The 24,332-nt window shown below is 61.8% G+C and carries 26 protein-coding genes; 5 read left to right on the top strand and 21 right to left on the bottom strand.

The window, feature by feature from the left end:
* The 18 genes from AC1965_RS06640 to AC1965_RS06555 all read right to left on the bottom strand — a co-directional run bounded on the left by AC1965_RS06640 (nucleotide 1) and on the right by AC1965_RS06555 (nucleotide 15,932).
* On the bottom strand, nucleotides 1–234 hold the full coding sequence (locus AC1965_RS06640; RefSeq protein WP_483886501.1) for a DUF5337 domain-containing protein: 234 nt from the start codon (nucleotides 232–234) through the stop codon (nucleotides 1–3).
* 19 nt (nucleotides 235–253) lie between these two features.
* Nucleotides 254–1,120, bottom strand: coding sequence for a hypothetical protein (locus AC1965_RS06635; protein WP_483886500.1), 867 nt, complete (start codon nucleotides 1,118–1,120; stop codon nucleotides 254–256).
* Nucleotides 1,121–1,206: 86 nt separating this feature from the next.
* The gene (locus AC1965_RS06630; protein ID WP_483886499.1) at nucleotides 1,207–2,433 is read right to left on the bottom strand and encodes an NADH-quinone oxidoreductase subunit E; all 1,227 of its coding nucleotides are present in this window, start codon (nucleotides 2,431–2,433) and stop codon (nucleotides 1,207–1,209) included.
* An 85-nt stretch (nucleotides 2,434–2,518) separates the two neighbouring features.
* A complete protein-coding gene (locus AC1965_RS06625; RefSeq protein ID WP_483886498.1) occupies nucleotides 2,519–3,763 on the bottom strand; it encodes an NADH-quinone oxidoreductase subunit D in 1,245 nt (414 codons plus the stop codon).
* Nucleotides 3,763–3,927: a hypothetical protein gene (locus AC1965_RS06620; protein WP_162798193.1), complete on the bottom strand. Its 165-nt coding sequence runs from the start codon at nucleotides 3,925–3,927 to the stop codon at nucleotides 3,763–3,765. Before AC1965_RS06620 ends, AC1965_RS06625 begins: the two co-directional genes overlap by 1 nt.
* A gap of 8 nt (nucleotides 3,928–3,935) precedes the next feature.
* On the bottom strand, nucleotides 3,936–4,565 hold the full coding sequence (locus AC1965_RS06615; protein ID WP_483886497.1) for an NADH-quinone oxidoreductase subunit C: 630 nt from the start codon (nucleotides 4,563–4,565) through the stop codon (nucleotides 3,936–3,938).
* A gap of 25 nt (nucleotides 4,566–4,590) precedes the next feature.
* Nucleotides 4,591–5,124: a NuoB/complex I 20 kDa subunit family protein gene (locus AC1965_RS06610; protein WP_483886496.1), complete on the bottom strand. Its 534-nt coding sequence runs from the start codon at nucleotides 5,122–5,124 to the stop codon at nucleotides 4,591–4,593.
* Complete coding sequence (locus AC1965_RS06605; RefSeq protein ID WP_483886495.1) at nucleotides 5,115–5,480, bottom strand: NADH-quinone oxidoreductase subunit A; 366 nt, start codon at nucleotides 5,478–5,480, stop codon at nucleotides 5,115–5,117. The genes AC1965_RS06610 and AC1965_RS06605 overlap by 10 nt, the downstream gene beginning before the upstream one ends.
* Nucleotides 5,481–5,826: 346 nt before the next feature.
* Nucleotides 5,827–6,609 carry a crotonase/enoyl-CoA hydratase family protein gene (locus tag AC1965_RS06600; protein WP_483886494.1) on the bottom strand — a complete coding sequence of 261 codons (783 nt, stop codon included), beginning with the start codon at nucleotides 6,607–6,609 and terminating at the stop codon, nucleotides 5,827–5,829.
* Nucleotides 6,602–7,123: a DUF6653 family protein gene (locus AC1965_RS06595; RefSeq protein WP_483886493.1), complete on the bottom strand. Its 522-nt coding sequence runs from the start codon at nucleotides 7,121–7,123 to the stop codon at nucleotides 6,602–6,604. Before AC1965_RS06595 ends, AC1965_RS06600 begins: the two co-directional genes overlap by 8 nt.
* A 12-nt stretch (nucleotides 7,124–7,135) precedes the next feature.
* The gene (locus tag AC1965_RS06590; RefSeq protein WP_483886492.1) at nucleotides 7,136–7,990 is read right to left on the bottom strand and encodes a hydroxymethylglutaryl-CoA lyase; all 855 of its coding nucleotides are present in this window, start codon (nucleotides 7,988–7,990) and stop codon (nucleotides 7,136–7,138) included.
* 49 nt (nucleotides 7,991–8,039) lie between these two features.
* Nucleotides 8,040–8,705 (bottom strand): glutathione S-transferase family protein, encoded by a 666-nt coding sequence (locus AC1965_RS06585; RefSeq protein WP_483886491.1) that lies wholly within the window; start codon nucleotides 8,703–8,705, stop codon nucleotides 8,040–8,042.
* Nucleotides 8,702–10,648, bottom strand: coding sequence for an acetyl/propionyl/methylcrotonyl-CoA carboxylase subunit alpha (locus AC1965_RS06580; RefSeq protein WP_483886490.1), 1,947 nt, complete (start codon nucleotides 10,646–10,648; stop codon nucleotides 8,702–8,704). The genes AC1965_RS06585 and AC1965_RS06580 overlap by 4 nt, the downstream gene beginning before the upstream one ends.
* Entirely contained in the window at nucleotides 10,648–11,064 is a 417-nt protein-coding gene (locus tag AC1965_RS06575; RefSeq protein ID WP_483886489.1) for an ASCH domain-containing protein, read from the bottom strand. Before AC1965_RS06575 ends, AC1965_RS06580 begins: the two co-directional genes overlap by 1 nt.
* 10 nt (nucleotides 11,065–11,074) lie before the next feature.
* Entirely contained in the window at nucleotides 11,075–12,679 is a 1,605-nt protein-coding gene (locus tag AC1965_RS06570; RefSeq protein WP_483886488.1) for a carboxyl transferase domain-containing protein, read from the bottom strand.
* On the bottom strand, nucleotides 12,676–14,184 hold the full coding sequence (locus AC1965_RS06565; RefSeq protein ID WP_483886487.1) for an AMP-binding protein: 1,509 nt from the start codon (nucleotides 14,182–14,184) through the stop codon (nucleotides 12,676–12,678). Before AC1965_RS06565 ends, AC1965_RS06570 begins: the two co-directional genes overlap by 4 nt.
* A 102-nt stretch (nucleotides 14,185–14,286) precedes the next feature.
* Nucleotides 14,287–14,775: a lysozyme inhibitor LprI family protein gene (locus AC1965_RS06560; protein ID WP_483886486.1), complete on the bottom strand. Its 489-nt coding sequence runs from the start codon at nucleotides 14,773–14,775 to the stop codon at nucleotides 14,287–14,289.
* Complete coding sequence (locus tag AC1965_RS06555; RefSeq protein ID WP_483886485.1) at nucleotides 14,772–15,932, bottom strand: isovaleryl-CoA dehydrogenase; 1,161 nt, start codon at nucleotides 15,930–15,932, stop codon at nucleotides 14,772–14,774. Before AC1965_RS06555 ends, AC1965_RS06560 begins: the two co-directional genes overlap by 4 nt.
* 139 nt (nucleotides 15,933–16,071) lie before the next feature.
* Here AC1965_RS06555 and AC1965_RS06550 point away from each other — a divergent pair, with 139 nt between their 5' ends.
* Nucleotides 16,072–16,548, top strand: coding sequence for a pyridoxamine 5'-phosphate oxidase family protein (locus tag AC1965_RS06550; protein WP_483886484.1), 477 nt, complete (start codon nucleotides 16,072–16,074; stop codon nucleotides 16,546–16,548).
* 202 nt (nucleotides 16,549–16,750) lie between these two features.
* Here the strand turns inward: AC1965_RS06550 and AC1965_RS06545 are convergent, their stop codons facing one another.
* Nucleotides 16,751–17,944, bottom strand: coding sequence for a DegT/DnrJ/EryC1/StrS family aminotransferase (locus AC1965_RS06545; protein ID WP_483886483.1), 1,194 nt, complete (start codon nucleotides 17,942–17,944; stop codon nucleotides 16,751–16,753).
* Nucleotides 17,941–18,615, bottom strand: a complete 675-nt coding sequence (locus AC1965_RS06540) for an HAD-IIIA family hydrolase (protein ID WP_483886482.1) — start codon at nucleotides 18,613–18,615, stop codon at nucleotides 17,941–17,943. Before AC1965_RS06540 ends, AC1965_RS06545 begins: the two co-directional genes overlap by 4 nt.
* Before the next feature lie 140 nt (nucleotides 18,616–18,755).
* Here AC1965_RS06540 and glmU point away from each other — a divergent pair, with 140 nt between their 5' ends.
* Genes glmU through AC1965_RS06525 form a run of 3 tightly spaced genes read left to right on the top strand, consistent with a single transcriptional unit; the run spans nucleotide 18,756 to nucleotide 22,626 of the window.
* Nucleotides 18,756–20,108, top strand: coding sequence for a bifunctional UDP-N-acetylglucosamine diphosphorylase/glucosamine-1-phosphate N-acetyltransferase GlmU (glmU, locus tag AC1965_RS06535; RefSeq protein ID WP_483886481.1), 1,353 nt, complete (start codon nucleotides 18,756–18,758; stop codon nucleotides 20,106–20,108).
* A 2-nt stretch (nucleotides 20,109–20,110) separates the two neighbouring features.
* A complete protein-coding gene (glmS, locus tag AC1965_RS06530; RefSeq protein ID WP_483886480.1) occupies nucleotides 20,111–21,931 on the top strand; it encodes a glutamine--fructose-6-phosphate transaminase (isomerizing) in 1,821 nt (606 codons plus the stop codon).
* Nucleotides 21,928–22,626, top strand: a complete 699-nt coding sequence (locus AC1965_RS06525) for a DNA alkylation repair protein (RefSeq protein WP_483886479.1) — start codon at nucleotides 21,928–21,930, stop codon at nucleotides 22,624–22,626. The genes glmS and AC1965_RS06525 overlap by 4 nt, the downstream gene beginning before the upstream one ends.
* A 96-nt stretch (nucleotides 22,627–22,722) precedes the next feature.
* Here the strand turns inward: AC1965_RS06525 and AC1965_RS06520 are convergent, their stop codons facing one another.
* The gene (locus AC1965_RS06520) at nucleotides 22,723–23,235 is read right to left on the bottom strand and encodes a hypothetical protein (protein ID WP_483886478.1); all 513 of its coding nucleotides are present in this window, start codon (nucleotides 23,233–23,235) and stop codon (nucleotides 22,723–22,725) included.
* Nucleotides 23,236–23,320: 85 nt separating this feature from the next.
* Between AC1965_RS06520 and moaA the strand changes: the two genes are divergently transcribed.
* The gene (gene moaA, locus AC1965_RS06515; RefSeq protein WP_483886477.1) at nucleotides 23,321–24,328 is read left to right on the top strand and encodes a GTP 3',8-cyclase MoaA; all 1,008 of its coding nucleotides are present in this window, start codon (nucleotides 23,321–23,323) and stop codon (nucleotides 24,326–24,328) included.
* Nucleotides 24,329–24,332 lie beyond the last annotated feature (4 nt).

Genomic DNA, 24,332 nt, shown 5'->3' with positions numbered 1-24,332 from the left:
CTACCTTTGGTTTTCTTTGGCGGCCCGACGGGCCTGCCACATCTGATATATCACGACCAGCACCCAGATCAGCGCGGCCAGGGCGGCAAAGTCCAGCAGGAACACATAGCGTTCCGGCAGGCCCATCGCCGCCCCAAGCCACTGTCCGCCAAGCCAGATCACCATTGTCACGGCAATGACCAGACCGGCGGTCTGGCCTTTGCGTGCAAGGGCTTTGTCTTCGGCGTCGCTCATCTGTCAGGTCGCTCCGGTCTTAGGTCTTTTTCTTCTTGGCTTTAGAGAATTCAGTCTCGCCGCCCTTGGCCAGGATCTTGGCCTGCCCCGTCCAGTCGTCGCGTTCGATCCGGCCCTTGAAACGCAAGCGCTGATCGACCCATTCGATTTCCTTTTTGCGCAGCCCCGCCACCTGATCATAGTGGTAGATGCCAAGCTCGTTCAGCGTCTGCTCCAGCTTGGGGCCGACGCCGCTGATCAATTTCAGATCATCCGCCCCACCGGCCCGCGGTGCGCTCAGCAGGTCGGGCATACCATCGGCGGCAACTGCCTTGCGGGCCGGTGCCTTGGCTTTCGCGGGCTTGGCAGGTGCCTTTTGCGCGGCGGGTGTCACTGTGTCGGGTGCGACCGGGGCAGATGCGGCAGTCGCCGCTGCACTGGCCTTGGCAGCTGTCTTTTTAGCGGGGGCCTTTTTCGGTGCGGGTTTGGCCGCACCTGCGGCGCCGGTCGCAGGTGCCGCTTTGGCCGCTGCTTTCTTTACCGCTGGCTTCTTCGCGGCCGGTTTCTTGGCCGGCGCCTTTTCCGCCGTGGCGACACCGGTTGCAGCAGCGCTGGACACGGAAGCCGCCGCTGGTGTTGACGGAGGCGTTGGCGTTGGCGTTGGTGTTACAGGCGCGCTGGCCGCACTTGCCGGGGACGACGGCATGGCAGCCGCCGGGGCCGCGCCATGCTGCATCTCAGCAGCCGAGGCCGTCGTCGTATTTTCAACATCCTTGCACATGAAATAGCCCAAGAGCGCGCCCGCAATCACCGCAACCACGATCCCGGCAAACACCGCGGACAAGAACCCCCAACCGGCAAACGCCAGCAAGATGAAAGCCAGCAGCAGACCAATGCCGCCACCCATGTACCAGCACCGTTTAGTGCAAGCCTCACGCTCCGAAATATCCATCTTGGTTGTCCCTCTCCCGAATGTTGGGGGCAATGCGGCTGTTATTTGATGCCGTCTTTATCTGCCCGTTTGGAAAACTCAGTCTGTGTACCAGTGGCAAGCTGCGCGGCCTGAGCGACCCAATTGTCGCGGCTCACCCGGCCCTTAAATCCTTCGAGGTTCTGATCCACCCAGGACACCTCATCGGCACCCCATTCGGCGATCTGGTCAAAATGATAAAAACCCATGGAGTTGAGCATGGCCTCAAGCTTTGGCCCAACGCCCTTGATCAATTTCAGATTATCGGCACCCGACGTGCGCGGCGCCTTTAACTGGCCCGGTTTCTTGCCCGGGCCGCTGGATGCTGTCGCGGCTGGGGCCTTGCCCGCACCGCGCGCTGCACCGGCCGCATCACCGCTTTCGCCTGCCGGATCATCTTTTGAACGGGGCTTGGCGGTCGAGGCCGCTTCGGCTTGCTGTTCGGTCACGCCGGTCTTGTCCGCAGGCTTGCCCTTGGACGGGCGCGGCTCACTTGCGCCTTTGGACGCCTTGCCCATCGGCTTGGCCGATGTATTCGCAGGCTTGCCCTGCCAGGGCGTCAGCAAAGGCACCTCTGTGCCGTCGATACGCTTGACCGTGTCGCCGATATCCACGGCGAACTGCGCACTGGCGTTATACTGCGTCTTGCCGCTGTCATGTTCCTTGAGGCTGCTTAGCCCGGACAGAGGTTCGGACGCATAGCGCCCGTTCTGTGGCCCCGGCACCGGCACGCGGCCATCGCTTAGCTCATCGAGGATTTCATTCAGACGGGCGGTGGTCAAATCCTCATAGTAGTCCTTGCCGATCTGGGCCATCGGCGCGTTGGAACAGGCCCCCAGACATTCGACCTCTTCCCATGAAAACCTGCCATCCGATGACAGCTGATGCGGTTTATCCGCGATCCGTTCACGACAGACCGCCACCAGATCCTCGGCCCCGCAGATCATACAGGACGTGGTGCCACAAACTTGAATATGTGCAACAGAACCAACAGGTTGTAGCTGAAACATAAAGTAGAATGTCGCCACCTCAAGACCACGGATATACGCCATGCCCAGCATTTGCGACACATGTTCGATGGCCGGCCGCGTCAGCCAACCTTCTTGTTCCTGCGCGCGCCACAGCAGCGGGATAATCGCCGATGCCTGACGGCCTTCGGGGTATTTGGTGATCTGCGCCTCGGCCCATTTCTGGTTGGCAGGGGTAAAGGCAAAAGAAGCGGGTTGGTCAGCGTGGAGACGGCGAAGCATTAGATCAAACCTATGGTCTGGCAGAGACTGCGGTAGCCTCCGGCGGGAATTTTCTTGGCAAGGTGGAATGGGACGACAGCGCACATCAGCGGTCGATCTCCCCGAACACCACGTCCAGCGTGCCGATGATCGCGGCCACATCGGCCAGTTGGTGACCCCGGCTGATGTGATCCATCGCCTGCAGATGCAGGAACCCCGGCGCGCGGATCTTGGCGCGGTAGGGTTTGTTGGTCCCGTCCGCCACCAGATAGACACCAAATTCGCCCTTGGGGGCCTCGACGGCGCAATACACTTCGCCCTCGGGCACGTGGAACCCTTCGGTATAAAGCTTGAAGTGGTGGATCAGGCTTTCCATGTCGGTCTTCATCGCGGCACGTGTCGGCGGCGTGATCTTGCCGCGCGCCAGCACCGGGCCCTGCCCCTCGGGCGCCCGCAGCTTTTCGATCGCCTGCTGGATGATGTGAACGGACTGCCGCATTTCTTCCATCCGGCAGAGATAGCGATCATAGCAATCGCCGTTCTTGCCGACCGGAATTTGGAAATCAAATTCGTCATAACATTCATAGGGCTGCGAACGGCGCAAATCCCAGGCCATGCCGGACCCGCGCACCATCACACCAGAGAACCCGTAATCAAGGATATCCTGTTCGGTGATGATGCAGATGTCGACGTTACGCTGTTTGAAAATCCGGTTTTCCGTCAGCAGGTCGTCGATGTCGACCATGAACTTGGTCATGAACTGCTTGCTCCACGCCTCGATATCATCAAGCAGTGCAGGTGTCAGATCCTGATGGACCCCGCCGGGGCGGAAATAGGCGGCGTGCAGCCGCGCCCCGCAGGCCCGTTCGTAGAAAATCATCAGGCTCTCACGCTCTTCGAAACCCCAGAGCGGCGGCGTCAGCGCGCCCACATCCAGCGCCTGCGTGGTGATGTTCAGCAGGTGGTTCAGTACCCGACCGATCTCGCAGAACAAGACCCGGATCAGCGAAGCGCGACGCGGCACCTCGACGCCGGTCAGCTTTTCAATCGCCAGACACCAGGCATGTTCCTGGTTCATCGGGGCCACGTAATCCAGCCGGTCGAAATAGGGCAGGTTTTGCAGGTAGGTCCGGCTTTCCATCAGCTTTTCAGTGCCACGGTGCAGCAGGCCAATATGCGGGTCACAGCGTTCGACGATTTCGCCGTCCAGCTCCAGTACCAGACGCAACACGCCGTGGGCCGCAGGGTGTTGCGGGCCAAAGTTGATGTTGAAATTGCGGATCTTCTGTTCGCCGGTCTTGGCGTCGGTCGATCCGTCATCATAGCGATTTGTGCGAATGTTGCCGTCCATCACAGCTTCTCCAACTCTTGCAGTTTCATCCCCATCCACCACAGCAACGCAATCGTGCCAAAGGGGACAAGGCAGGCCGCCGCCCAGTATTTATTAATGCCAAAGAACGGCAGCAGCTTGACCATCGGAATGGCTGTCAGGGCCGACAGGATAAGCCACCACATACCGCCCATTATTTTGAACCCTTGCTCACATGGCCGTCAGGTGCCGCTTTGTCGTCACCCGGCAGGATGTATTCCGCGCCCTCCCAGGGGGACATGAAATCAAACTGGCGGTACTCTTGCACAAGGCTCACGGGTTCATAGACCACCCGCTTTTCGACCTCGTCATAGCGCACTTCGGTATAGCCCGTGGTCGGGAAATCCTTGCGCAGCGGATGGCCGCGGAACCCGTAGTCGGTCAGGATGCGGCGCAGGTCCGGGTGGCCGGAAAAGATAATGCCGAACATGTCAAAGACTTCACGCTCGAACCAGTCGGCACTGGGGTGCACGGCGGTGATCGACGGCACCATGTCACGCTCACGCGTGGCGACCCGCAGGCGGATGCGGTGGTTCTGGAACATCGACAGGAAATGATAAACCACGTCAAAGCGTTTGGCCCGGCCCGTGTAATCCACCGCCGTGATGTCCACGAGGGTGGAAAACCGGCAGGTCGGATCGTTTTTCAGAAACTCCACCAGCCCGGCGATATTGGCCAGCGTTACATCCATGTTCAGCTCACCCTTGGTGACGTCCCATGCCAGCACGCAATCGGGGCGCTTGGCCTCGATATAGCCACCAAGTTCTTGCAGTTGTTCGCTCATCTGATCATTTCCTTCCACGTGCGGGTCATCGCACGATCGTCCCCGTCCGGCGGATTTTCCGTTGCAGCTGCAAGATACCATATAGCAGGGCCTCTGCCGTGGGCGGGCAGCCCGGCACGTAGATATCTACTGGCACGATGCGGTCACAGCCACGCACCACGGAATAGCTGTAGTGGTAATAGCCGCCGCCGTTGGCGCAGGACCCCATCGAGATCACATAGCGCGGCTCCGGCATCTGGTCGTACACCTTGCGCAGCGCCGGGGCCATCTTGTTGGTCAGCGTGCCGGCCACGATCATCAGGTCCGACTGGCGCGGGCTGGCGCGCGGGGCGGTGCCAAAACGCTCAAGGTCATAGCGCGGCATCGAGGTGTGCATCATTTCGACGGCGCAGCAGGCCAGACCAAAGGTCATCCAGTGCAGCGACCCGGTGCGCGCCCAATTGATCATGTCGGCGGTCGAGGTGACAAGGAAACCCTTATCCTGCAACTCGGCGTTCAGCGATTGCGTGGCGACCTCGCGGTCAGGCCCCGCTGTCGCGGCTCCGGCGGCTACTGCCATTCCAGCGCTCCCTTTTTCCATTCGTATGCAAAGCCTGCGGTCAGCACACCCAGGAACACCATCATCGACCAGAAGCCCACCATGCTCACATCCTTAAAGGCCACGGCCCAGGGGAACAGGAAAGCGATTTCCAGATCAAAGATGATGAACAGGATCGACACCAGGTAGAACCGCACATCAAACTTCATGCGCGCATCGTCAAAGGCGTTGAACCCACATTCATAGGCCGACACCTTTTCAGGGTCCGGATTGCGCACAGCCAAAACCACAGCGGCAAGGATCAGAACGACCCCCAAGCCAATGGCCACGGCCAGAAAAACGAGGATAGGCAGGTATTCCCGCAGCATGTCGTCCAAGGGGATGCTCCTTTTGCGGTGCGCGGCATGAGGCAAAGGCCAAAGGCCCGCGCAGACAGACTTGAAACGGGTTTAACTGTGGCGGTGGGTGGGGTCAACGGGCGGTTGACCGGAAAGGTGGGGGATTTGGGGGCTGGATGATGGGGTTTCGGGTATGCGTCCGCCCCACATTTCGCCTCCCGCCCGGAATCAAGGGCGCAGCCCGCCGGGCAGCGCCAGCCCGTCCGGACGGGCTGGCGCTTAATCAAACGCTGGGTTGCTGCTTGATAAGGTGCGCCATAAACTCCCAATTTGCGAAGTCATCAGCGCCACTCCACGGCCTGCCCCTGCCCGGCTCCGTCACGCCTCAAACCACCCAAGCCGCCTTGCGCTTGTCAAAAAACGCGCCAATCCCCTCGGCGGCCTCCTCCGTCTCCCAACGCGCCGCCAAGGCCGCGATCGACATCTCCACCGCCTGCGGCGTGGCAATCCCGCCCAGGTCCTGCGCCAGCTTCTTGGCCGCCGCAACCGCCCCCGGCGCGCAGGACAGATAGGGCACCACTTCGGCCTCTACCGCCGCGTCCAACTGCTCTGCCGGGACCGCCTTGGCCAGCAGACCCAGATCAACTGCTTCCCCCGCATCAAACAGCCGCGCCGACATAAACACACGCCGCGCGCGCCCCTCTCCCATCCGCGCCAGCACGTATGGGCCGATCGTGGCCGGAATGATCCCCAGCCGCGTCTCAGTGAACCCCATCTTCAAGCTGTCCACCCCCACGGCCACATCGCAGACCGACGCCATGCCAACGCCGCCGCCAAAGGCATTGCCCTGCACCCGCCCGATCAGCGGCTTGGGCAGCGCATTCAGCGCCCCCAGCATCGCAGCCAGCTTGCCCGCCTCGGCAGACCGCGTTGCCGCATCCATATCCGCCTGATCGCGCATCCAACCCAGATCACCGCCCGCGCAAAACGACTTGCCCGCCCCGGTCAATACGACCACGCGCACGGCATCATCCGCGCCCAGCGCTGCTGCGGCGGCTGTCAGATCGGCCAACATCTGGCCCGACATGGCATTGTGTTTTTCAGGACGGTTCAAGGTCAGCACCGCCACCCCGCGCGCGTCGGTTTCGATGGTGATCGTTTCAAACATCTGATATTCCGTTATTTTTGATCCCCAGCACCTCGTGGCCACTGCGCATCCAATTGTCGTAGATCCAAACCATCCGGTCCAGAAACCAAAATTTGGGCAGAACGGCAAACACCGTGCCAAATACCACGCCTTCCCACCACAGCAGGATCAGGCCGAGGACCATCACAACAATACCGGGTAGCGCCATCCAGCCCAGCACCTGAGCGGCCCGCATCTGATGCGCGGGCAATTCGGCCGCGTGGTTGAGGTAAATATATTCACCCAACACCCCCCTGCTCATCCAATTGTTGACCCGCTCTGGGCACTTAAACAAACGGGGGTTCACCCATATCCAGATCAACACCAGCACCACAGGCACCCATGCGCCCCAGCCCAGCCAGACCCGGCTCCAGATTGCCAGCGCAAACAATGGCAGCGCCGTTGCCCGCGACCACCCCGACCAAGGGTTCGCATGACGGCGCCAGACATCGTCGCTCATGCCCATCACCCGTTCGGCTACACTTGCAATACCCACACTATTTCCATTTCAGCCCCGCATCGCCCGCGCCATCGCGGCGGCTTTGTCGACCACGGCCTGATCAACCCCAGTCTGATAGCCCAGCGCGACCAGATGCTTGTTCACCGCCTCGGTGGCCACGTTCCCCGCCGCACCGGGCGCAAAGGGGCAACCGCCCAAACCGCCAACAGCGGCATCAAACACCCGCACCCCCATCGACAAGGACGCATCAATATTCGCCATCGCCCGACCATGGGTGTCGTGATAATGCCCCGCCAGACGCCCCACCGGCACCACATCGCGCACCGCCAGCAACATCCGCGCGATACTGTCCGGCGTGCCGGCCCCTATCGTGTCGCCCAGCGATATCTCGTAACACCCCATCGAAAACAGCCTGTCCGCCACCGCCGCTACGGCCGAGGGCGCGACTTTGCCATCGTAGGGGCATTCCACCACGCAAGAGACATAGCCGCGCACCGGAATATCCACATGACGCGCCTCTTCGAGAATCGGCGCGAAACGCTCAAACGCCTCAGCGATGCTTGCGTTGATGTTTTTCTTGCTGAACCCTTCCGACGCAGACGCAAAAATCGCGATCTCATCGGCCCCGGCGGCCACAGCAGCCTCATAGCCCTGCATATTGGGCGCAAGCGCCGCATAGCGCACGCCATCGGCCCGTTTGATCCCGGCCAGAACCTCTGCCGATCCGGCCATCTGCGGCACCCACTTGGGGCTGACGAAACTGGCGCATTCAATACGGCTGAACCCGGCCTCGCTCAGACAATCCACCAGCGCGACCTTCTCGGCCACAGGTATCTCGCGCGCCTCGTTCTGCAACCCATCGCGCGGGCCCACCTCAAAAATCTCACATGGTCCTAGGTTCATACGCTGCTCTCCCCTTCATCTTGCTAAATAAACTCGCCCCCAGCCCGTCTCACTCCACCGGCCAAGGAGGATAAAAATCACGCTCGTAAAGCCCTGCTCCCTCAGGCAGCGATTTTCCAAAGCTAGCACGCTCCGTAATCCGTTCATACCATTCCGCGACCGAAGGGTGATTTTCCAGGCTTACGAAATGGCGCGCCATATACACCGCCTGCCCGACGGAGATATCCGCCGCCGAAAAGCCGCTGGTCAGCAGGTAATCGCGGTTCTCCACCGGGGTGCTCAGGCGCGCCTCAAGCGCATCGTAGCATTTTGCAATCCGCGCCGCCTCCAGCTTCATCACAATGGGGCTGCGCATGGCATCATCATACAGCGCAATATGCTGCTGGGTCAGGGCCGCCGTGTGCTGGCTCACGGTTTCGGCAAAATGCACCCAAACCAGCCAGGCCATCCGGTCGGGGCTGCCGACCGAACGCCCCATGCGATCGGGGCTGTAGCGCTCGCACAGATACTGCGTGATCGCCCCGGTCTCGAACATCCGTTCACCGTCAATCTCCAGCGCCGGCACCCGCCCTGCAGGTGACAGGCTTAGAAATTCCGGGTCGCGCAGGCTGCGGTCAAAGGCGTGCATCTTGACCTGGAATTCGATATCCAGCTCATTCAGCAGCCAGAGCGTGCGCATAGATCGGGTCTGCGGGCAGTGATGCAAGGTGATCATGCCGCAGCCTCCGCCTCCGCTTCCAGACGCACCAATGCCGCGCCCGCCTCAACCTGATCGCCTGCTGCCGCCAGAACCTCGGCCACGACACCATCGCGCGCGGCCAATAACGCATGTTCCATCTTCATCGCCTCCAATACGGCCAGACGGTCGCCCTTGGCGACCTTCTGCCCTACTTTTGCATCCACGGCGCGCAGCAACCCCGGCATCGGGGCCTCGATGATATTGCCATCCCCATGGGCGCCCGCCGCACGGGCCAGCGGGTCAATCACATCAAAGACCAGCCCATAGGCGTCAAAGACCGTGACAACATCCCCTGCCCGCGTGACCACTGGTGCCACATGACCGTCCAGTTGCCAACGCCCGCCAATGCGCTCGGCGCGCACCTCCGTCCCCTCGACGGTCCACAGTTGGCTGTCCGCCGATAGAACCCGCACTTTCAAAAGTTGCTCATCCTCGCCCCAGCCCAACATCACCTGCCGCCGCAAAGGCCGCCACAGGCTGAACCCGGCCTCGCCCTCAGGCGCCAAAAGATCCAGCGCCGCCATACCGGCGAGCGCCACATGACGTGCCGGCACCTCGGGCTGCGCTGTCAGTGCGTCAATATCACGCGCAATCAGCCCGGTATCGACATCGCCCGCCGCGAACCCCCGATGCCCCGCCAGCGCGCCCAAAAACGCCAGATTGGTCACGGTGCCGCCGACCTGACAGCCCGCCAGTGCCGCACGCAGCCGCGACAAGGCCACATCACGCGTAGGCCCGTGCACAATCACCTTGGCAATCATCGGGTCATAAAACGGGCTGATCGTATCGCCTGCGCGCACGCCACTGTCGGCCCGCGTCTGCGGCGTAAATTCCAGATGCGTCAATGTCCCCGTCGCAGGCAAAAACCCCTTCGGTACATCCTCGGCATAAAGCCGCGCCTCAAAGGCATGGCCGTCAATCGCCAAGTCCTCCTGCCGCTTCGGCAAAGCCTCCCCCGCCGCCACGCGCAACTGCCATTCCACCAGATCAACCCCGGTGATCAGCTCCGTCACCGGATGCTCGACCTGCAAGCGCGTGTTCATCTCCATAAAGAAAAACCCATCGGCCGTGAGCCCGCCCGACCCGTCAACGATGAATTCCACCGTCCCGGCCCCGGCATAGCCAATCGCCTCTGCCGCACGCACCGCTGCCGCCCCCATCGCCGCGCGCATTTCTTCTGTCATCCCCGGCGCGGGGGCTTCCTCAATCACCTTCTGATGGCGCCGCTGCAACGAACAATCGCGCTCAAACAAATGCACCGCTCGGGTGCCATCGCCAAACACCTGCACCTCGATATGGCGCGGCTTGGTCACGAACTTCTCAACCAAGACATCCGCATTGCCAAAGGCCGTCTTGGCCTCTGACCGGGCCGAGTCCAGCGCCGCCTGAAAGCCCGATGCCTCCTCAACCAACCGCATCCCCTTGCCGCCGCCCCCGGCCACGGCCTTGATCAAGACCGGATAGCCGATCTTGCCCGCTTCCTCGGCCAGCAGCGCATCGTCCTGATCCGCCCCGTGATAGCCCGGCACCACCGGCACCCCGGCTTCGATCATCAGCGCCTTGGCCGCATCCTTGAGCCCCATCGCCCTGATCGCGCTGGAGGACGGCCCGATAAAGACCAACCCCGCCTTTTCCACCGCATCCACGAATTCCGGGTTTTCGCTCAGAAACCCATAGCCCGGATGGATCGCCTGTGCGCCACTGTCCAAGGCCGCCTGAATGATCACATCGCCGCGCAGATAGCTCTGCGCCGGGGCTGAGCCGCCGATATGCACCGCTGCATCCGCCATCTGCACATGTTTCGCACCCGCATCGGCATCGGAATACACCGCCACACAGCGCACGCCCATAGCACGCGCCGTTTCCATTACCCGGCAGGCAATCTCGCCCCGGTTCGCAATCAGGATCGTGTCAAACATCAGGCGTAGTCCTCTATCAGCTTAAAGCGTTCACACATGATTTTCATGTCCGGGGCGAACGCACCCGTGCGGCGAAAATATGCCTCATACCCGGCGCGCCAATGCGCCAGATCGCGAAATTCGCCTTGTGCGGCGACAAATTCTTCGTCCATCTCATCAAACCGGCGGGTTGTGACCTCGACCGTTTCGAGCATGACGGCAGGTGTGCCGTCCCAGTTCAACGCGATGTCGCGACGGCCGACCTCAGGCCAGGCATCGCCGCCCTTGCCATAGGCCGACGCCGCCTCACAGGTGGCGGTCTTTTTGCCGCTGCGGACCAAGGTCAGGATTTCGGCGCATAACGCGGGCTTGTCCCCGAACCGAAAAGTTTCCGCCTCGGGGTTTGCGTCGATGATCTGCTGCAAGCTCTGTGTCATTTGTGCATCCTCACATTCTGAACAGGCCGAATTTCGTCGGCTCGATCGGCGCATTCAGGCTGGCGCTCAGGCTCAGGAACAACACATCGCGGCTCTTGCGCGGATCAATGATCCCATCATCCCATAGCCGCGCAGAGGCATAAAGCGGATGGCTCTGTTCCTCGAACATATCAATCGTTGGCTGTTTGAACTTGGCCTCGTCCTCCACGCTCCACGTATCGCCCGCCCGCTCGATCGCATCACGTTTCACAGTCGCCAGAACCCCCGCAGCCTGCGCGCCGCCCATCACGGAAATTCGTGAATTGGGCCATGTCCACAGGAACCGGGGGCGATAAGCCCGCCCCGACATGCCATAGTTGCCCGCCCCAAACGACCCGCCCACCAGCATGGTGATCTTCGGCACGTTGGTGGTGGCCACCGCTGTCACCATCTTGGCCCCATGGCGCGCGATGCCTTCGTTTTCATACTTCCGGCCCACCATAAAACCGGTGATATTTTGCAAGAAAACCAGCGGGATATTGCGCTGGCTACAAAGCTCCACGAAATGCGCGCCCTTCTGGGCCGCCTCGGAAAACAGCACCCCATTGTTGGCGATGATCCCGACCGGGCAGCCTTTGACATGGGCAAAACCCGTCACCAAAGTCTCGCCAAAGCGGGCCTTGAATTCATCAAACCGGCTGCCATCGACCAGCCGCATGATCACCTCGCGGATGTCATAGGGCGTGCGCAGGTCCGCAGGCACCACGCCAAGCATCTCTGCGGGGTCATAGGCAGGCTCTTCGGGGCTGGCCCAATCCACCGTGGTTGGCAACTTGCGGTTCAACTGCCCCACCGCCCGGCGCGCCAGCGCCAGCGCATGAGCGTCGTCTTCGGCCAGATAATCGGCCACGCCTGACAGGCGCGTATGCACATCACCGCCGCCCAAATCCTCGGCTGTTACAACCTCGCCCGTCGCCGCCTTGACCAACGGCGGCCCGGCCAGAAAAATGGTCCCCTGTTCTTTCACGATGATCGTCACATCTGACATCGCCGGCACATAGGCCCCGCCCGCCGTACACGACCCCATCACAACCGCGATCTGCGCAATCCCCTTGGCGCTCATCCGCGCCTGATTGTAGAAAATCGCACCAAAATGGTCCCGGTCCGGGAATACCTCGTCTTGGTTGGGCAGGTTCGCCCCACCGGAATCCACCAGGTAAACGCAAGGCAGATGGTTCGCTTCCGCAACCTCCTGCGCCCTTAGGTGTTTTTTGACGGTCATGGGGTAATACGTCCCCCCCTTCACCGTGGCATCGTTGCAAACGACCATAACCTCATGGCCCTGAACCCGGCCAATGCCAGCGATCACGCCGGCACAGGGGGCGGCGCCGTCATATAGCCCATGCGCCGCCGTGGCCCCGATTTCCAGAAACGGGCTGCCGGGATCGAGCAGGTTCGCCACCCGTTCGCGCGGCAACATCTTGCCCCGGCTTTCATGGCGGGCACGCGATTTCTCTCCGCCACCCATTGCGGCCGCCTCAGCCGCGTCGCGGACCTCAGTCAGCGCCGCCAGATGCGCCATTTCATTGGCTTTATAGCTTTCCGACGATGGCAGGGCCTGTGATGTTAACTTCATATTACGTCCTCATTTTCCTGCGCCGCCAGACGCTTTAATTCCTTGCGGATCACCTTGCCCGTCACCGTCATCGGCAGGGTCTCCACAAACGATATTTCTCTTGGATAAGAGTAGCTTGCCAGCCGTTCTTTAACCCAATCCTGTAAGGCGCGCGCGTCCACGTCCGCGCCCGCTTTCAGCACCACATAGGCCTTCACGATCTCGGTGCGCAGCGCGTCGGGCTTGCCGACCACGCCGCAGGTCGCAACGCCCGGATGGGTCAGCAGACAGTCCTCAATCTCGGCCGGGCCGATGCGATACCCCGCCGAGGTGATCACATCATCCTCGCGCCCGACAAAGCGCAGATAGTCGCCCTCCCAGACGCCACGGTCGCCGGTCACCAGCCAATCCCCGCGAAACTTCGCCGCTGTTTCCTCCGGCCTCTGCCAGTACCGCAGCATCATCGAAGGCGAGCCAATACGCACCGCCACGTCGCCCTCGCCATCCGTCAACTGGCCCGCCTCATCAATCACCGCCACCACATGCCCCGGCACCGCTTTGCCGATGCAGCCGGGCCGCGCGGGGAAATCCACACCACAGCTCGACGCGACCATATTGCATTCGGTCTGACCATAGAACTCGTTGATATCCAAACCAAAAGCGCGCCTGCCCCAGGCCAGCATTTCCGCGCCCAGGGGCTCCCCCCCGCTCGCCACCGACCGCAGACCGGGCAGCGATACATCCGCCGCCTTCAGCATCCGCAAGGCGGTGGGCGGAAAGAACACGTTGCGCACGTCGCCTTGCTCAATCACCCCGGCACAGCCCTCCACGGTGAACTTGGCCATCCGCGCGGCCACCACCGGCACCCCCAGCGCAAGCGCGGGCATCGCCACGTCAAACAGCCCGCCAATCCATGCCCAATCCGCCGGCGTCCACAGGCAATCGCCCGGCTGCCCCAAATGGTCGTGGCTGATCGCAACCCCCGGCAAATGCCCCGACAACACCCGGTGCCCATGCAGCGCGCCCTTGGGCGTGCCCGTGGTGCCGGATGTGTAGATCAGTACCGCCGGATCTTCCGGCCCCACCTCGGCAAATGCCACCGGATCGCCCGGCACGCCAACCTCTGCCGCCATCCAGGGCATCGCCAAATCGCCCAACAGGTCAGCGCCTTCTGCGTCTGTCAGAACCAACACACAGCCCGCATCGCCAATCCGGCTGGCCAAGGCGTCACGCTTGAAGAGTTTGAACAAAGGCACTGAAATTGCACCGATTTTCCAGATCGCCAGATGCGCCGCCGCACACCAGGGCGACTGGCTGAGCAAGACACCCACGCGGTCGCCCGGCTGTACCTTGGCCCTCAGCGCGCGCGCCAGACCATCGACCATCTCACCCAGCGCGCCAAAGCTCACATCGCGCCGCGCGGCCCCTGTCAGATCAATAATCGCCAGTGCCTCGTCAGGCTGCGCCAGACATTGCCCCGCCATATTGCCCTGCCAGACAGGCCACTCTGCGTTCCAATCGCCCATCGTGTGCCTAGGCTCCGGCTCTGGTCGGGGCGCAGGTGATGCAATGCACCATGAGGTCGGAATGTTCTGTCATGTCAGTCTCCTACCGTGTTGCGAGCCCTGTTAATAGGCGGCCCCCAGATGCAGCGCCTGTTCACCGGTCATCTGCATCAGACAGCCCAGCGTCGCGGGGCCAGCCCCGGTGCCGCCCCCCCATTGGCTACGCTCATAGTCGCAGGCAGCATCGCGAAAGCCGATCCAAGCACGCTGCATGTCACGCAACGCCTCGGCCTGTATCGCAAGGTTGGGCTGATAGGTCTCGGCCTCGGCATCCGCCGCTTTGGCCTGTGCCATCCGCGCGCTGTAATTTTCGTTCAGCAGCTTGTCCCAAAATGACAATTCGTAGTTCAAGCAGCCCCCCATACCCACGGTGCTTGCGCCTTCTGGGGTCTCCATACAGGCATTTGCCGACAGCCCGATACAAGCACGGCGCGCCTCAAAATCACTGGCACCAGCCAGACAGCTTGCCGTCTGATCATCCGAATACGCCAGATCCTGCGCCGCCAGAGGCCCGGCGCACAGGACCGCCGCAATCAGGAAAAAGCGCCTCACATCGACCCCATCATCTCGCGGCCCACCAACATGCGCCGAATTTCCGACGTACCCGCCCCGATCTCCATCAACTTGGCGTCGCGGAAAATACGGCCCACTGGATTGTCGCTCAGATACCCTGCGCCACCCATGGCCTGCACCGCCTGATGCGCCTGCACCATCGCCTGTTCCGACGCATAAAGACAGCACGCCGCCGCATCAGAGCGCGTCACATCGCCCCGGTCGCAGGCTTTGGCCACGCTATAGACATAGGCCCGCGCCGAATTCATCGCGGTGTACATATCCGCCATCTTGCCCTGCATCAGCTGAAAGTCACCAATCCGCTGCCCGAACTGCTTGCGCTCGGCCATATAGGGCATGATTTCATCCAGACAGGCCGCCATGATCCCCAGACCGATGCCCGCCAGAACCACACGTTCATAATCCAGACCCGACATCAGCACCCGCACGCCTTTGCCTTCTTCGCCCAGCACGTTTTCAAACGGCACTTCACAATCGTCAAAGATCAGCTCGGCGGTGTTCGAACCGCGCATCCCCAGCTTGTCAAAATGCTTGGACGTGCTGAAACCTTTCATCGACTTCTCAATCAGAAAGGCGGTGATCCCCTTTGATCCGGCGTCCGGGTCCGTCTTTGCGTAAACCACCAGCGTGTCGGCATCGGGACCATTGGTGATCCAGTATTTATTACCATTCAACCGGTAGTGGTCATTCCGCTTTTCAGCGTGCAGCTTCATCGACACAACGTCCGAGCCTGCCCCCGCTTCGGACATCGCCAGCGCGCCGACATGTTCACCCGAACACAGTTTGGGCAAGAACTGCGCTTTTTGCTCAGGTGTGCCGTTCAGGCTGATCTGGTTGACGCAAAGGTTAGAATGCGCGCCATAAGACAGCGACACCGATGCCGACGCCCGTGCGATTTCTTCCACCGCCACGGTATGGGCGACGTAACCCATGCCGGTGCCGCCAAATTCCTCATCCACGGTCATCCCCAAAAGGCCCAACTCGCCCATTTCGGTCCACAGCTCGGGAGGGAATTCATTGTTGGTGTCGATCGCAGCCGCCATCGGCTTGACCCGCTCCTGCGCCCAGCGGTGCACCAGATCGCGCAGCGCATCTACATCTTCGCCCAGATCGAAACTCATACTGGCGTTGAACATGTCTTCTCCCCCGATTTATTGAACACTTGTTCATTAGTTACTGCGCCCCCCCGATTCCGTCAAGCATTTTGGAACCGGCAGGCCCTCTGCGGTGTTGGCCATTCAACAGCTATAACATGAATGACAAAGTGAGAACGCAATGACTGATGACCTGAAAAACACGTTTTGGGATCGCCTTGAAGACACCCGCGCCGGGATGTTGTCGACCGAGGGCGCCCGCGCTGTCCCGATGAGCCACTACATCGACGAAGACGACAAAGCATCGTCGTTGTGGTTCATCACTGCCAAGGGCACCGACATCGCCAAGTCGGCCAACAACCGGACGGCGGCGCAGTATATCGTCGCCAGCAAGGACGAATCCCTCTACGCGCGCATTGACGGGTATGTATCGGCGGTGACAAACCCGACCGAACTCGACAAAATCTGGAATGCCATCGCGGGCGCCTGGTTCGAAGACGGCAAACAGGACAATGATGTGCAACTGGTTCGCTTTGACCTGACCGAAGCCGAGGTTTGGGCCACCGACGGCAGCCTGAAATTCCTCTACGAGATCGCCAAGGCGCATCTGACCGATGAAAAGCCCGACATGGGCCAGCACGGCACGATACGTTTCTAACCCTCTGGTCTGGAGCCGCCGTCGCCTGAGCCTCAACGGGCAGCGGGCGCGGCGGTTGTCCAGAAAAATCCACGCGGGGCCCCGCATCGCGGGGATACGTTGATTTTACTGGTCAAACGGCGCGCCCGCTGACAGGCCGGGTTCAGGTGATGGCGGCTCCAGACCAGAGGGGATGGTGAGCCAGAGCCCCTTTTTCCCTTTTTCACCCCGCCTGATACACCGCCGATACTTCCGCCCGAATGATCCGCGCAATCAGCGCGCAATCCTCAAGGCTAAAGGTCAGCGGCACCCGCATGTCGACAATCCCCGCCAAAACCGCGTCACTCTCAGGCATCACAGGGGCATCGACATAGCGCCAGCTGTCATAGCGGCTGGTAAAGCCCACCGGCTCCGCGCCGCCAAACCACTTCAGCTCAACCCCCCGCGCCGCGCAGCGGCCCAAGACGTCGCCCACCGCCTCGCCAGACCAGCCTTTCAACAGAAACTGGATCGACGATCCGACATAGGTTTCCGCCTCTGGCCGCTCTATCACCGTCAGGCCCGGCGTGTCGCGCAGCCCTGCCTCAACCGCTGAATAGCGTTCGTTCCACCGCACGCGCTGTTGGTCCAATGCCCGCAACTGCGGCCGCAGGATCGCCGCACGCAGATTGTCCATGCGCCCAGAGATATTGGGCGTCTCGTACCGGATCGTCGCAAACACCTCCGGCGCCGGCCCAGCCGCGTGCCGGTCGTACAACATATAAGACCCCGACAGCATGATCGCCCGCGCCGCCACCTCGGCGTCATCCGTGATCAACAGCCCGCCCTCGCCAGAATTGACATGTTTATAGGTCTGGCAGGAATAGCACCCCAGCTTGCCCTGCGTCCCCGAGGGCACACCGTTCCACGCCGCGCCCATCGTATGCGCGCAATCCTCGATCACCGTGATCCCTGCCTGATCACAGATCGCCATCAGTGCCTCCATATCCGCCAGATGGCCGCGCATATGGCTTAGCAGCAGCACATCCGCCTGATCGGCCTTGGCAGCCAGATCATTCAGATCAATCACCAATTGATCGGTCACACCCACGAACACCGGCACCGCCCCGACCCCCGCAATCGCCCCCGGCACCGGGGCCAGCGTAAAGGCATTGGTCAGCACCTTGTCGCCCGGTTTAACCCCCACCGCGCGCAGGGCTGTGGCCATCGCATAACCACCCGATGCCACGGCAAGACAGTATTTCGCCCCCATCATCGCGGCAAATTCCTGCTCCAGCAGCGCCACCTCGGCCACTTCACCGGGCAGCGTGTTGTAGCGGTGCAAACGCCCATGGCGCATCACAGCCACCGCCGCCTCGATCGCCTCTTCGGGGATCGGCTCTTGCTGCGTGAAACTGCCCTTGAAAACCTCTGTCACGCCGCGCGCCCGATCAACCGTTCGATGAGGGCAGGCAAATCCGCAAAATCATCCAACAGGGCCTCTGGCTCCAACGCCGCCATATCACCCCCCGCCGGCCCAAAGGTGACCAGCACACAAGGCACACCCGCCGCCTTAGCGGTGTTGCGGTCGGTGTCGCTGTCGCCGATCAACACACATTGCGCCGGATCACCGCCCGCCCGGCGCGCGGTTTCAAATAAATGCTCCGGATCAGGCTTGCGCACCGCAATACTATCGGCCCCCAGCATCGCCTCGAAGGCATCGCGCACGCCCAACCGCGTCAGCAGCAGCTCCGCCAGCGCCTCGGGCTTGTTGGTGCAGATTGCCACACGGTAACCAGCAGTCTTCAGCGCCGCCACGGCCTCCATCGCGCCGGGATACATGATGGTATGGGTGTCGATGTCGCGGGCGTAGGCCTCCAGCAACATGGGGTAATACTGATCAATCGTCGCCGTGTCGTCCGCGCGGCCCAGCCGCTGCATCCCCAGCGTCAGCATCGCCCGCCCGCCGCGCAGCGCTGTGCCTGCGTCCTCGGCATGAACCAATACGTCGCCCTCGCCCATGTCGCGAAAGCACGCGTTCGCCGCCGCAATCAAATCGCCGGATGTGTCGGCCAATGTGCCGTCGAGATCAAAAACCACTGTCTTCAAGGGATGCTCCTTTGGGCGGATGCCCGCCAATGAATACTGCCGCGATGTTGCAACCCGCAATCTTGTTTGATGGGCTGCCGCCTTGCGCCTTTGTGCGAAGCGCGTAAAGAGAAGGCAAGAGTGAGCATAAAGAGAGATACATGGAAACTGCACTGATCATCCTCGCCGCAGGCAAGGGCACGCGGATGAATTCGGACCTGCCCAAGGTGCTGCACCGGGTCGCCTCGGCCCCGATGCTAGATCACGCGATGGCCGCCGGCGCCACGTTGGCCCCGCGCCATACAGTTGTCGTGGCAGGCCACGGTGCTGATCTGGTGCGCGCCGCCGCCACCACCTTTGACGAAGATGCCCAAGTGGTCGAACAAACCGAACAGCTCGGCACCGCCCACGCCGTTGCACAGGCGCGCGACGCGCTGAACGATTTCGATGGCATGGCGCTGGTGCTCTACGGTGATACGCCTTTCGTGCAGCCCGAAACGCTGGAAAAGATGCAAGAGGCGTTGGCCAATCACGATGTGGTTGTGCTGGGGTTCGACGCCGCTGATCCGGGCCGCTATGGGCGGCTGGTGATGCAAGGCGATGCGCTGGAACGGATTGTCGAATTCAAGGACGCCAGCGCCGAAGAGCGCGCCATAACCCTTTGTAACTCAGGCGTGATTGCCTGTAACGCCAAGCTGCTGTTCGCCCTGATCGACAAGGTTGGCAACGACAATGCGTCGCAGGAATACTACCTCACGGACATCATCGCGCTGGCCCGTGCCGAAGGCCGCAGCGCCACCGTTGTCACCTGCCCCGAGGCAGAAACCATGGGCGTCAACTCCCGCGCCGATCTGGCGATGGCCGAGGCCGCCTTTCAATCCCGCGCCCGCGCCCTGCTGATGGAAGACGGCGTGACGCTGATGGCCCCCGACACAGTGTTCCTGGCCCGCGACACCTATATCGGCCGCGATACGCTGATTGAGCCGAACGTGTTTTTCGGCCCCGGCGTGACAGTCGAATCCGGCGCCACGATCCGCGCCTTTTCACATCTGGAAGGCTGCCATGTCTCGCGCGGCGGCATCGTCGGCCCTTACGCCCGCCTGCGACCGGGCGCCGAACTGGCCGAAGACGTGCGCATCGGAAATTTTGTCGAAATCAAGAACGCGCAGATATCCGAAGGGGCCAAGGTCAACCACCTGAGCTATATCGGCGACGCCACCATCGGCGCGCGCAGCAATATCGGCGCGGGCACGATCACCTGCAATTATGACGGGGTGATGAAACACCACACCCACATCGGTGCGGGCGCTTTCATCGGGTCGAATACCATGCTGGTCGCGCCGGTTTCCATCGGCGCCGGTGCGATGACGGGCAGCGGCTCTGTCATCACCTCGGACGTAGAGCCGCACGCGCTGGCGCTGTCGCGCGCGCCGCAGATCGAAAAACCGGGCATGGCGCAAAAATTGTTCGAAATGTTAAAGGCCAAAAAGGCCAAACTACAAAGAGGCAGCTAAAAATGTGTGGAATTGTCGGGGTACTGGGAAATCACGAAGCGGCCCCCATCTTGGTCGAAGCGCTTAAACGGTTGGAATATCGCGGCTATGACAGTGCCGGGATCGCTACGGTAAATGACGGCACCTTGGCGCGGCGTCGCGCTGTGGGCAAGCTGGTCAACCTCAGCGATCTGCTGGTCCACGATCCGCTGGCAGGCAAAGCGGGCATTGGCCACACCCGCTGGGCCACCCACGGCGCGCCCAGCGTCACCAACGCGCACCCGCATCAGGCAGGTCCGGTTGCCGTGGTCCACAACGGCATCATCGAAAATTTCCGCGAGCTGCGCGCCGAGCTGGCAGAATATGGCACAAAGTTTGTCACCGAAACCGATACCGAAACCGTTGCCCTGCTGACCCAGCACTATATGTCGCAAGGGGCTGATCCCATCACCGCGGCCAAGCAAACCCTCGCCCGGCTCGACGGGGCCTTTGCCCTGGCATTCCTGTTTGACGGCCATGATGACCTGATGATCGCCGCGCGCAAAGGTTCGCCGCTGGCCATCGGCTATGGCACCGGCGAAATGTTCGTCGGCAGCGACGCGATTGCGTTGGCCCCGCTGACCAACCGCATATCCTATCTTGAGGAAGGGGACTGCGCCGTCATCACCCGCACCACGGTCGAAATTACGGACCAGAACGGAGCGCTTGCCAACCGTGCGATCAAGACGATCCAGATCGACAACACCCGGATAGACAAGGCCGGGCACAAGCATTTCATGGCCAAGGAAATTGCCGAACAACCCTCTGTGATTGGTCAGGCCTTGGGTCATTACCTGACCCATGACGGCACCATCACCTTGCCCGGCGATGGCATTGATTTCAATGACTTCGACCGCATCACCATGGTCGCCTGCGGTACCGCCTCTTATGCCTGCCTGACCGCGAAATACTGGTTTGAACAGATCGCCCGCCTGCCGGTCGAGGTCGACGTGGCCTCTGAGTTCCGCTACCGCGAGCCACCGATTCCGGGCAGGACGCTGGCGGTTTTTGTCAGCCAATCCGGCGAAACCGCAGATACGCTGGCGGCCCTGCGCTATTGCGATGGCAAAGCGGCGAAAATACTTTCGGTGGTCAATGTGCCGGAAAGCTCCATCGCGCGCGAAAGCGATCTGGCCTTGCCGATCCACGCGGGCGTCGAAGTCGGCGTGGCTTCGACCAAAGCCTTCACCTGCCAGTTGTCGGTGCTTTTCATGCTCGTGCTCAAGGCCGCGCGCGACCGGGGCACGTTGACCGATGACACATTGGCCGATCACATCTCTGCCCTGCGCGGCCTGCCCGCCGTGATCAGCCTCGCGCTGGAGCAGAACGAGACCATGCGCGCCGCCGCCCTCAAGCTGTCCCACGCCCGCGATGTGCTGTTCCTGGGGCGCGGCCAGATGTTTCCACTCGCCCTCGAAGGCGCGCTAAAACTCAAAGAAATCAGCTATATCCACGCCGAAGCTTATGCGTCGGGTGAATTGAAACACGGACCGATCGCGCTGGTCGATGAAAACGTGCCCGTGGTGGTCATGGCCCCGCGCGATGCGCTGTTCGACAAAACGGTCAGCAACATGCAAGAAGTCATGGCGCGCAAAGGCAAGGTGATCCTGATCTCTGATGCCAAAGGTCTGGCCGAGGCCAGCGAAGGCGTCTGGGCCAGCATCGAAATGCCCGCCATCTTCGATGCGCTCGCCCCGATCCTCTACGCGGTGCCGGCACAGCTTTTGGCCTATCATACCGCCGTCGCAAAGGGTACGGACGTGGACCAACCCCGCAACCTTGCAAAATCAGTCACGGTGGAATGATGTTTGAGCCAGCCCTGGAAGAATTACACGCCCTGACGGACCCGGCGCGCGCCGAACAGATGCGCGCCTACCACAAGGCGGACCGCGTCTATCTGGGGCTGACCAATCCGCAGATCAACGACCTGGCCCAAGGCTGGCGTGACACGCTGGACCCAGAGGCGCGTGTGGCCTTGGCCGAGGCGCTGTGGCAGACCGATATTTTCGAGGCGCGCCTCGCTGCCGCGAAAATACTGACTCAGGCCCGCATCCGCCCCGACGACAGCGCCGCATGGGCGCTGATCGCCAGTTGGACGCCCGAGTTTGACAGTTGGGCCATCGCCGATCACGCCAGCATGGCGGCGCAAAAACGGCTGGTGGCCGACCCGTCCCGTCTGGACGAGGTCGAGACCTGGATCACGTCCGACCACCTATGGACCCGCCGCGCCGCTTTGGTCTCTACGCTGCCTTGGACCAAACAAAACAACCCAAAACCTGACGATCTGGCCGCACGCGACCGCATCCTCGGCTGGGCCGCCACATTGGTGCCTGATCATAAATGGTTCATCCAGAAGGCCATCGGCTCCTGGCTGCGCGACCTGTCCAAACACGACCCGGACCGCACGTTGGCCTTTATCGACGCCCACGGCGCAGGCATGAAGCCTTTCGCGGTCAAAGAAGCGCTGCGCCTGCTGAAGAAATCCGACAGCGCAGCCTAGTCCCCCTTTACTTTTTTGGGTCATAAATACCCTCGGGGTTCGGGGCAGAGCCCCGACAGATCGCAGCGCGCAAGCGTTGCGATCTATTCCGCCGTCCTATTCCCCCGTCGACACCTCGACAGTCGTAAGATCGGCCAGCGACGCGTCGATCAATCGCAAAGCCGCCAGAGACATCCGGCTGCCCGCAGTGGCCGGCCCCTCAATCGGGATCAGCATCACAGCCGCGGATTTGCCATTGGCCGGGTTTGTCACCCGTCCCGCCGTTTCGGCCCGCACCAGTGGCGTTTTCAACCACAACCCCGGTTCGGTCGGACTGCCCAGACTGACCACGGTCTTGCCCAAGGCCTTGCCCGCCGTGCTGGGTGCCCGCGTCGCCGCTGCGCGCTGTTCCGGCGTGGTGGTGTCCAGCGCCTCGACCGTGGTGGCGGATGACGACGGCACCGGGGCCGCCGCCGGTGTCAGCGCGGTCATCGATTCTGACGCGGCAGTAGGGGCAGCAGGGGCGGCGGGCGCGTCTTTACGCGCCTGTCCCAACCCCAGACGGGCCCCCATGTCACCACAGGCAGCCGTGCCCAGAACCAGCGTAGCTATCATTACATGTTTAATCATGCCCCAGTCTTAGCCGCCGCCACGGTGCACATCAATTCCCCAAATGCCGCTTGCCCCGGCATGGGCGGCACATTACCTATAGGTCATGAATGCGCCTCTCATCGACCCATTTCAACGCGCCATCAATTACCTGCGTGTCTCCGTAACGGACCGTTGCGACTTCCGCTGTGTCTATTGCATGTCGGAAAACATGACCTTTCTGCCCAAGAAGGAGCTGCTCACGCTGGAAGAGCTTGACCGGCTCTGCAGCACCTTCGTCACTCTGGGCGTCGAAAAGCTGCGCATCACGGGGGGCGAGCCTTTGGTGCGGCGCGGCATCATGACGTTTTTCAACGCCATGGCCCGGCATCTCGACGCAGGCACACTCAAGGAGCTGACACTGACCACCAACGGCAGTCAGCTTGAACGCTTCGCCGACGATCTTTATGCCGCAGGCGTGCGCCGGGTGAACATCTCGCTCGACACGCTGGACGAGGCCAAGTTTGCCGAGATCACCCGCTGGGGCCGCTTGCCACAGGTGCTGCGCGGCGTCGATGCGGCGCAGCGGGCGGGGATGCGGGTCAAGATCAACGCAGTGGCGCTCAAGGGGTTCAACGAAGACGAACTTCCGACAATCACCGCCTGGTGTGCCGAGCGGGGCATCGATCTGACCTGGATCGAGGTCATGCCGATGGGCGATCTGGGCAACGAAGATCGGTTGGCCCAATACTGGTCACTCAAAGACGTGCGCGCGCGCTACGCCGAACATTACACCGTCACCGATCTGACCGAACGCACCGGCGGGCCTGCGCGCTATGTGCGCCTAGAGGAAACCGGCCAGAAGATCGGTTTCATTACCCCGCTGAGCCATAATTTCTGCGAAACCTGCAACCGCGTGCGGATCACCTGCACCGGCGAGATCTTTATGTGTCTGGGGCAGGAGGACGTCGCCGACCTGCGCGCGCCGCTGCGCGATCACCCCGACACCGACCTGCCATTGCAAGAGGCGATCCGCGCCGCCATTGCACGCAAGCCCAAGGGCCATGATTTCGACTACTCCCGCCAGCGCGCCGACGGGCAAATGCCGCGCCACATGAGCCATACAGGCGGCTAACGCC

The sequence above is a fragment of the Sulfitobacter sp. KMM 9851 genome, assembly GCF_057178245.1.
The sequence above is the reverse complement of the archived record's forward strand: the minus strand, read 5'-3'. Positions and strand labels throughout refer to the sequence as shown.

Bases quoted from the DNA above. Each gene is read 5' to 3' on its own strand.
- AC1965_RS06640 (WP_483886501.1), bottom strand. From the start codon at position 234: ATGAGCGACGCCGAAGACAAAGCCCTTGCACGCAAAGGCCAGACCGCC.
- AC1965_RS06635 (WP_483886500.1), bottom strand. From the start codon at position 1,120: ATGGGTGGCGGCATTGGTCTGCTGCTGGCTTTCATCTTGCTGGCGTTT.
- AC1965_RS06630 (WP_483886499.1), bottom strand. From the start codon at position 2,433: ATGCTTCGCCGTCTCCACGCTGACCAACCCGCTTCTTTTGCCTTTACC.
- AC1965_RS06625 (WP_483886498.1), bottom strand. From the start codon at position 3,763: ATGGACGGCAACATTCGCACAAATCGCTATGATGACGGATCGACCGAC.
- AC1965_RS06620 (WP_162798193.1), bottom strand. From the start codon at position 3,927: ATGTGGTGGCTTATCCTGTCGGCCCTGACAGCCATTCCGATGGTCAAG.
- AC1965_RS06615 (WP_483886497.1), bottom strand. From the start codon at position 4,565: ATGAGCGAACAACTGCAAGAACTTGGTGGCTATATCGAGGCCAAGCGC.
- AC1965_RS06610 (WP_483886496.1), bottom strand. From the start codon at position 5,124: ATGGCAGTAGCCGCCGGAGCCGCGACAGCGGGGCCTGACCGCGAGGTC.
- AC1965_RS06600 (WP_483886494.1), bottom strand. From the start codon at position 6,609: ATGTTTGAAACGATCACCATCGAAACCGACGCGCGCGGGGTGGCGGTG.
- AC1965_RS06590 (WP_483886492.1), bottom strand. From the start codon at position 7,990: ATGAACCTAGGACCATGTGAGATTTTTGAGGTGGGCCCGCGCGATGGG.
- AC1965_RS06585 (WP_483886491.1), bottom strand. From the start codon at position 8,705: ATGATCACCTTGCATCACTGCCCGCAGACCCGATCTATGCGCACGCTC.
- AC1965_RS06580 (WP_483886490.1), bottom strand. From the start codon at position 10,648: ATGTTTGACACGATCCTGATTGCGAACCGGGGCGAGATTGCCTGCCGG.
- AC1965_RS06575 (WP_483886489.1), bottom strand. From the start codon at position 11,064: ATGACACAGAGCTTGCAGCAGATCATCGACGCAAACCCCGAGGCGGAA.
- AC1965_RS06570 (WP_483886488.1), bottom strand. From the start codon at position 12,679: ATGAAGTTAACATCACAGGCCCTGCCATCGTCGGAAAGCTATAAAGCC.
- AC1965_RS06565 (WP_483886487.1), bottom strand. From the start codon at position 14,184: ATGGGCGATTGGAACGCAGAGTGGCCTGTCTGGCAGGGCAATATGGCG.
- AC1965_RS06555 (WP_483886485.1), bottom strand. From the start codon at position 15,932: ATGTTCAACGCCAGTATGAGTTTCGATCTGGGCGAAGATGTAGATGCG.
- AC1965_RS06550 (WP_483886484.1), top strand. From the start codon at position 16,072: ATGACTGATGACCTGAAAAACACGTTTTGGGATCGCCTTGAAGACACC.
- glmU (WP_483886481.1), top strand. From the start codon at position 18,756: ATGGAAACTGCACTGATCATCCTCGCCGCAGGCAAGGGCACGCGGATG.
- glmS (WP_483886480.1), top strand. From the start codon at position 20,111: ATGTGTGGAATTGTCGGGGTACTGGGAAATCACGAAGCGGCCCCCATC.
- AC1965_RS06525 (WP_483886479.1), top strand. From the start codon at position 21,928: ATGATGTTTGAGCCAGCCCTGGAAGAATTACACGCCCTGACGGACCCG.
- AC1965_RS06520 (WP_483886478.1), bottom strand. From the start codon at position 23,235: ATGATTAAACATGTAATGATAGCTACGCTGGTTCTGGGCACGGCTGCC.
- moaA (WP_483886477.1), top strand. From the start codon at position 23,321: ATGAATGCGCCTCTCATCGACCCATTTCAACGCGCCATCAATTACCTG.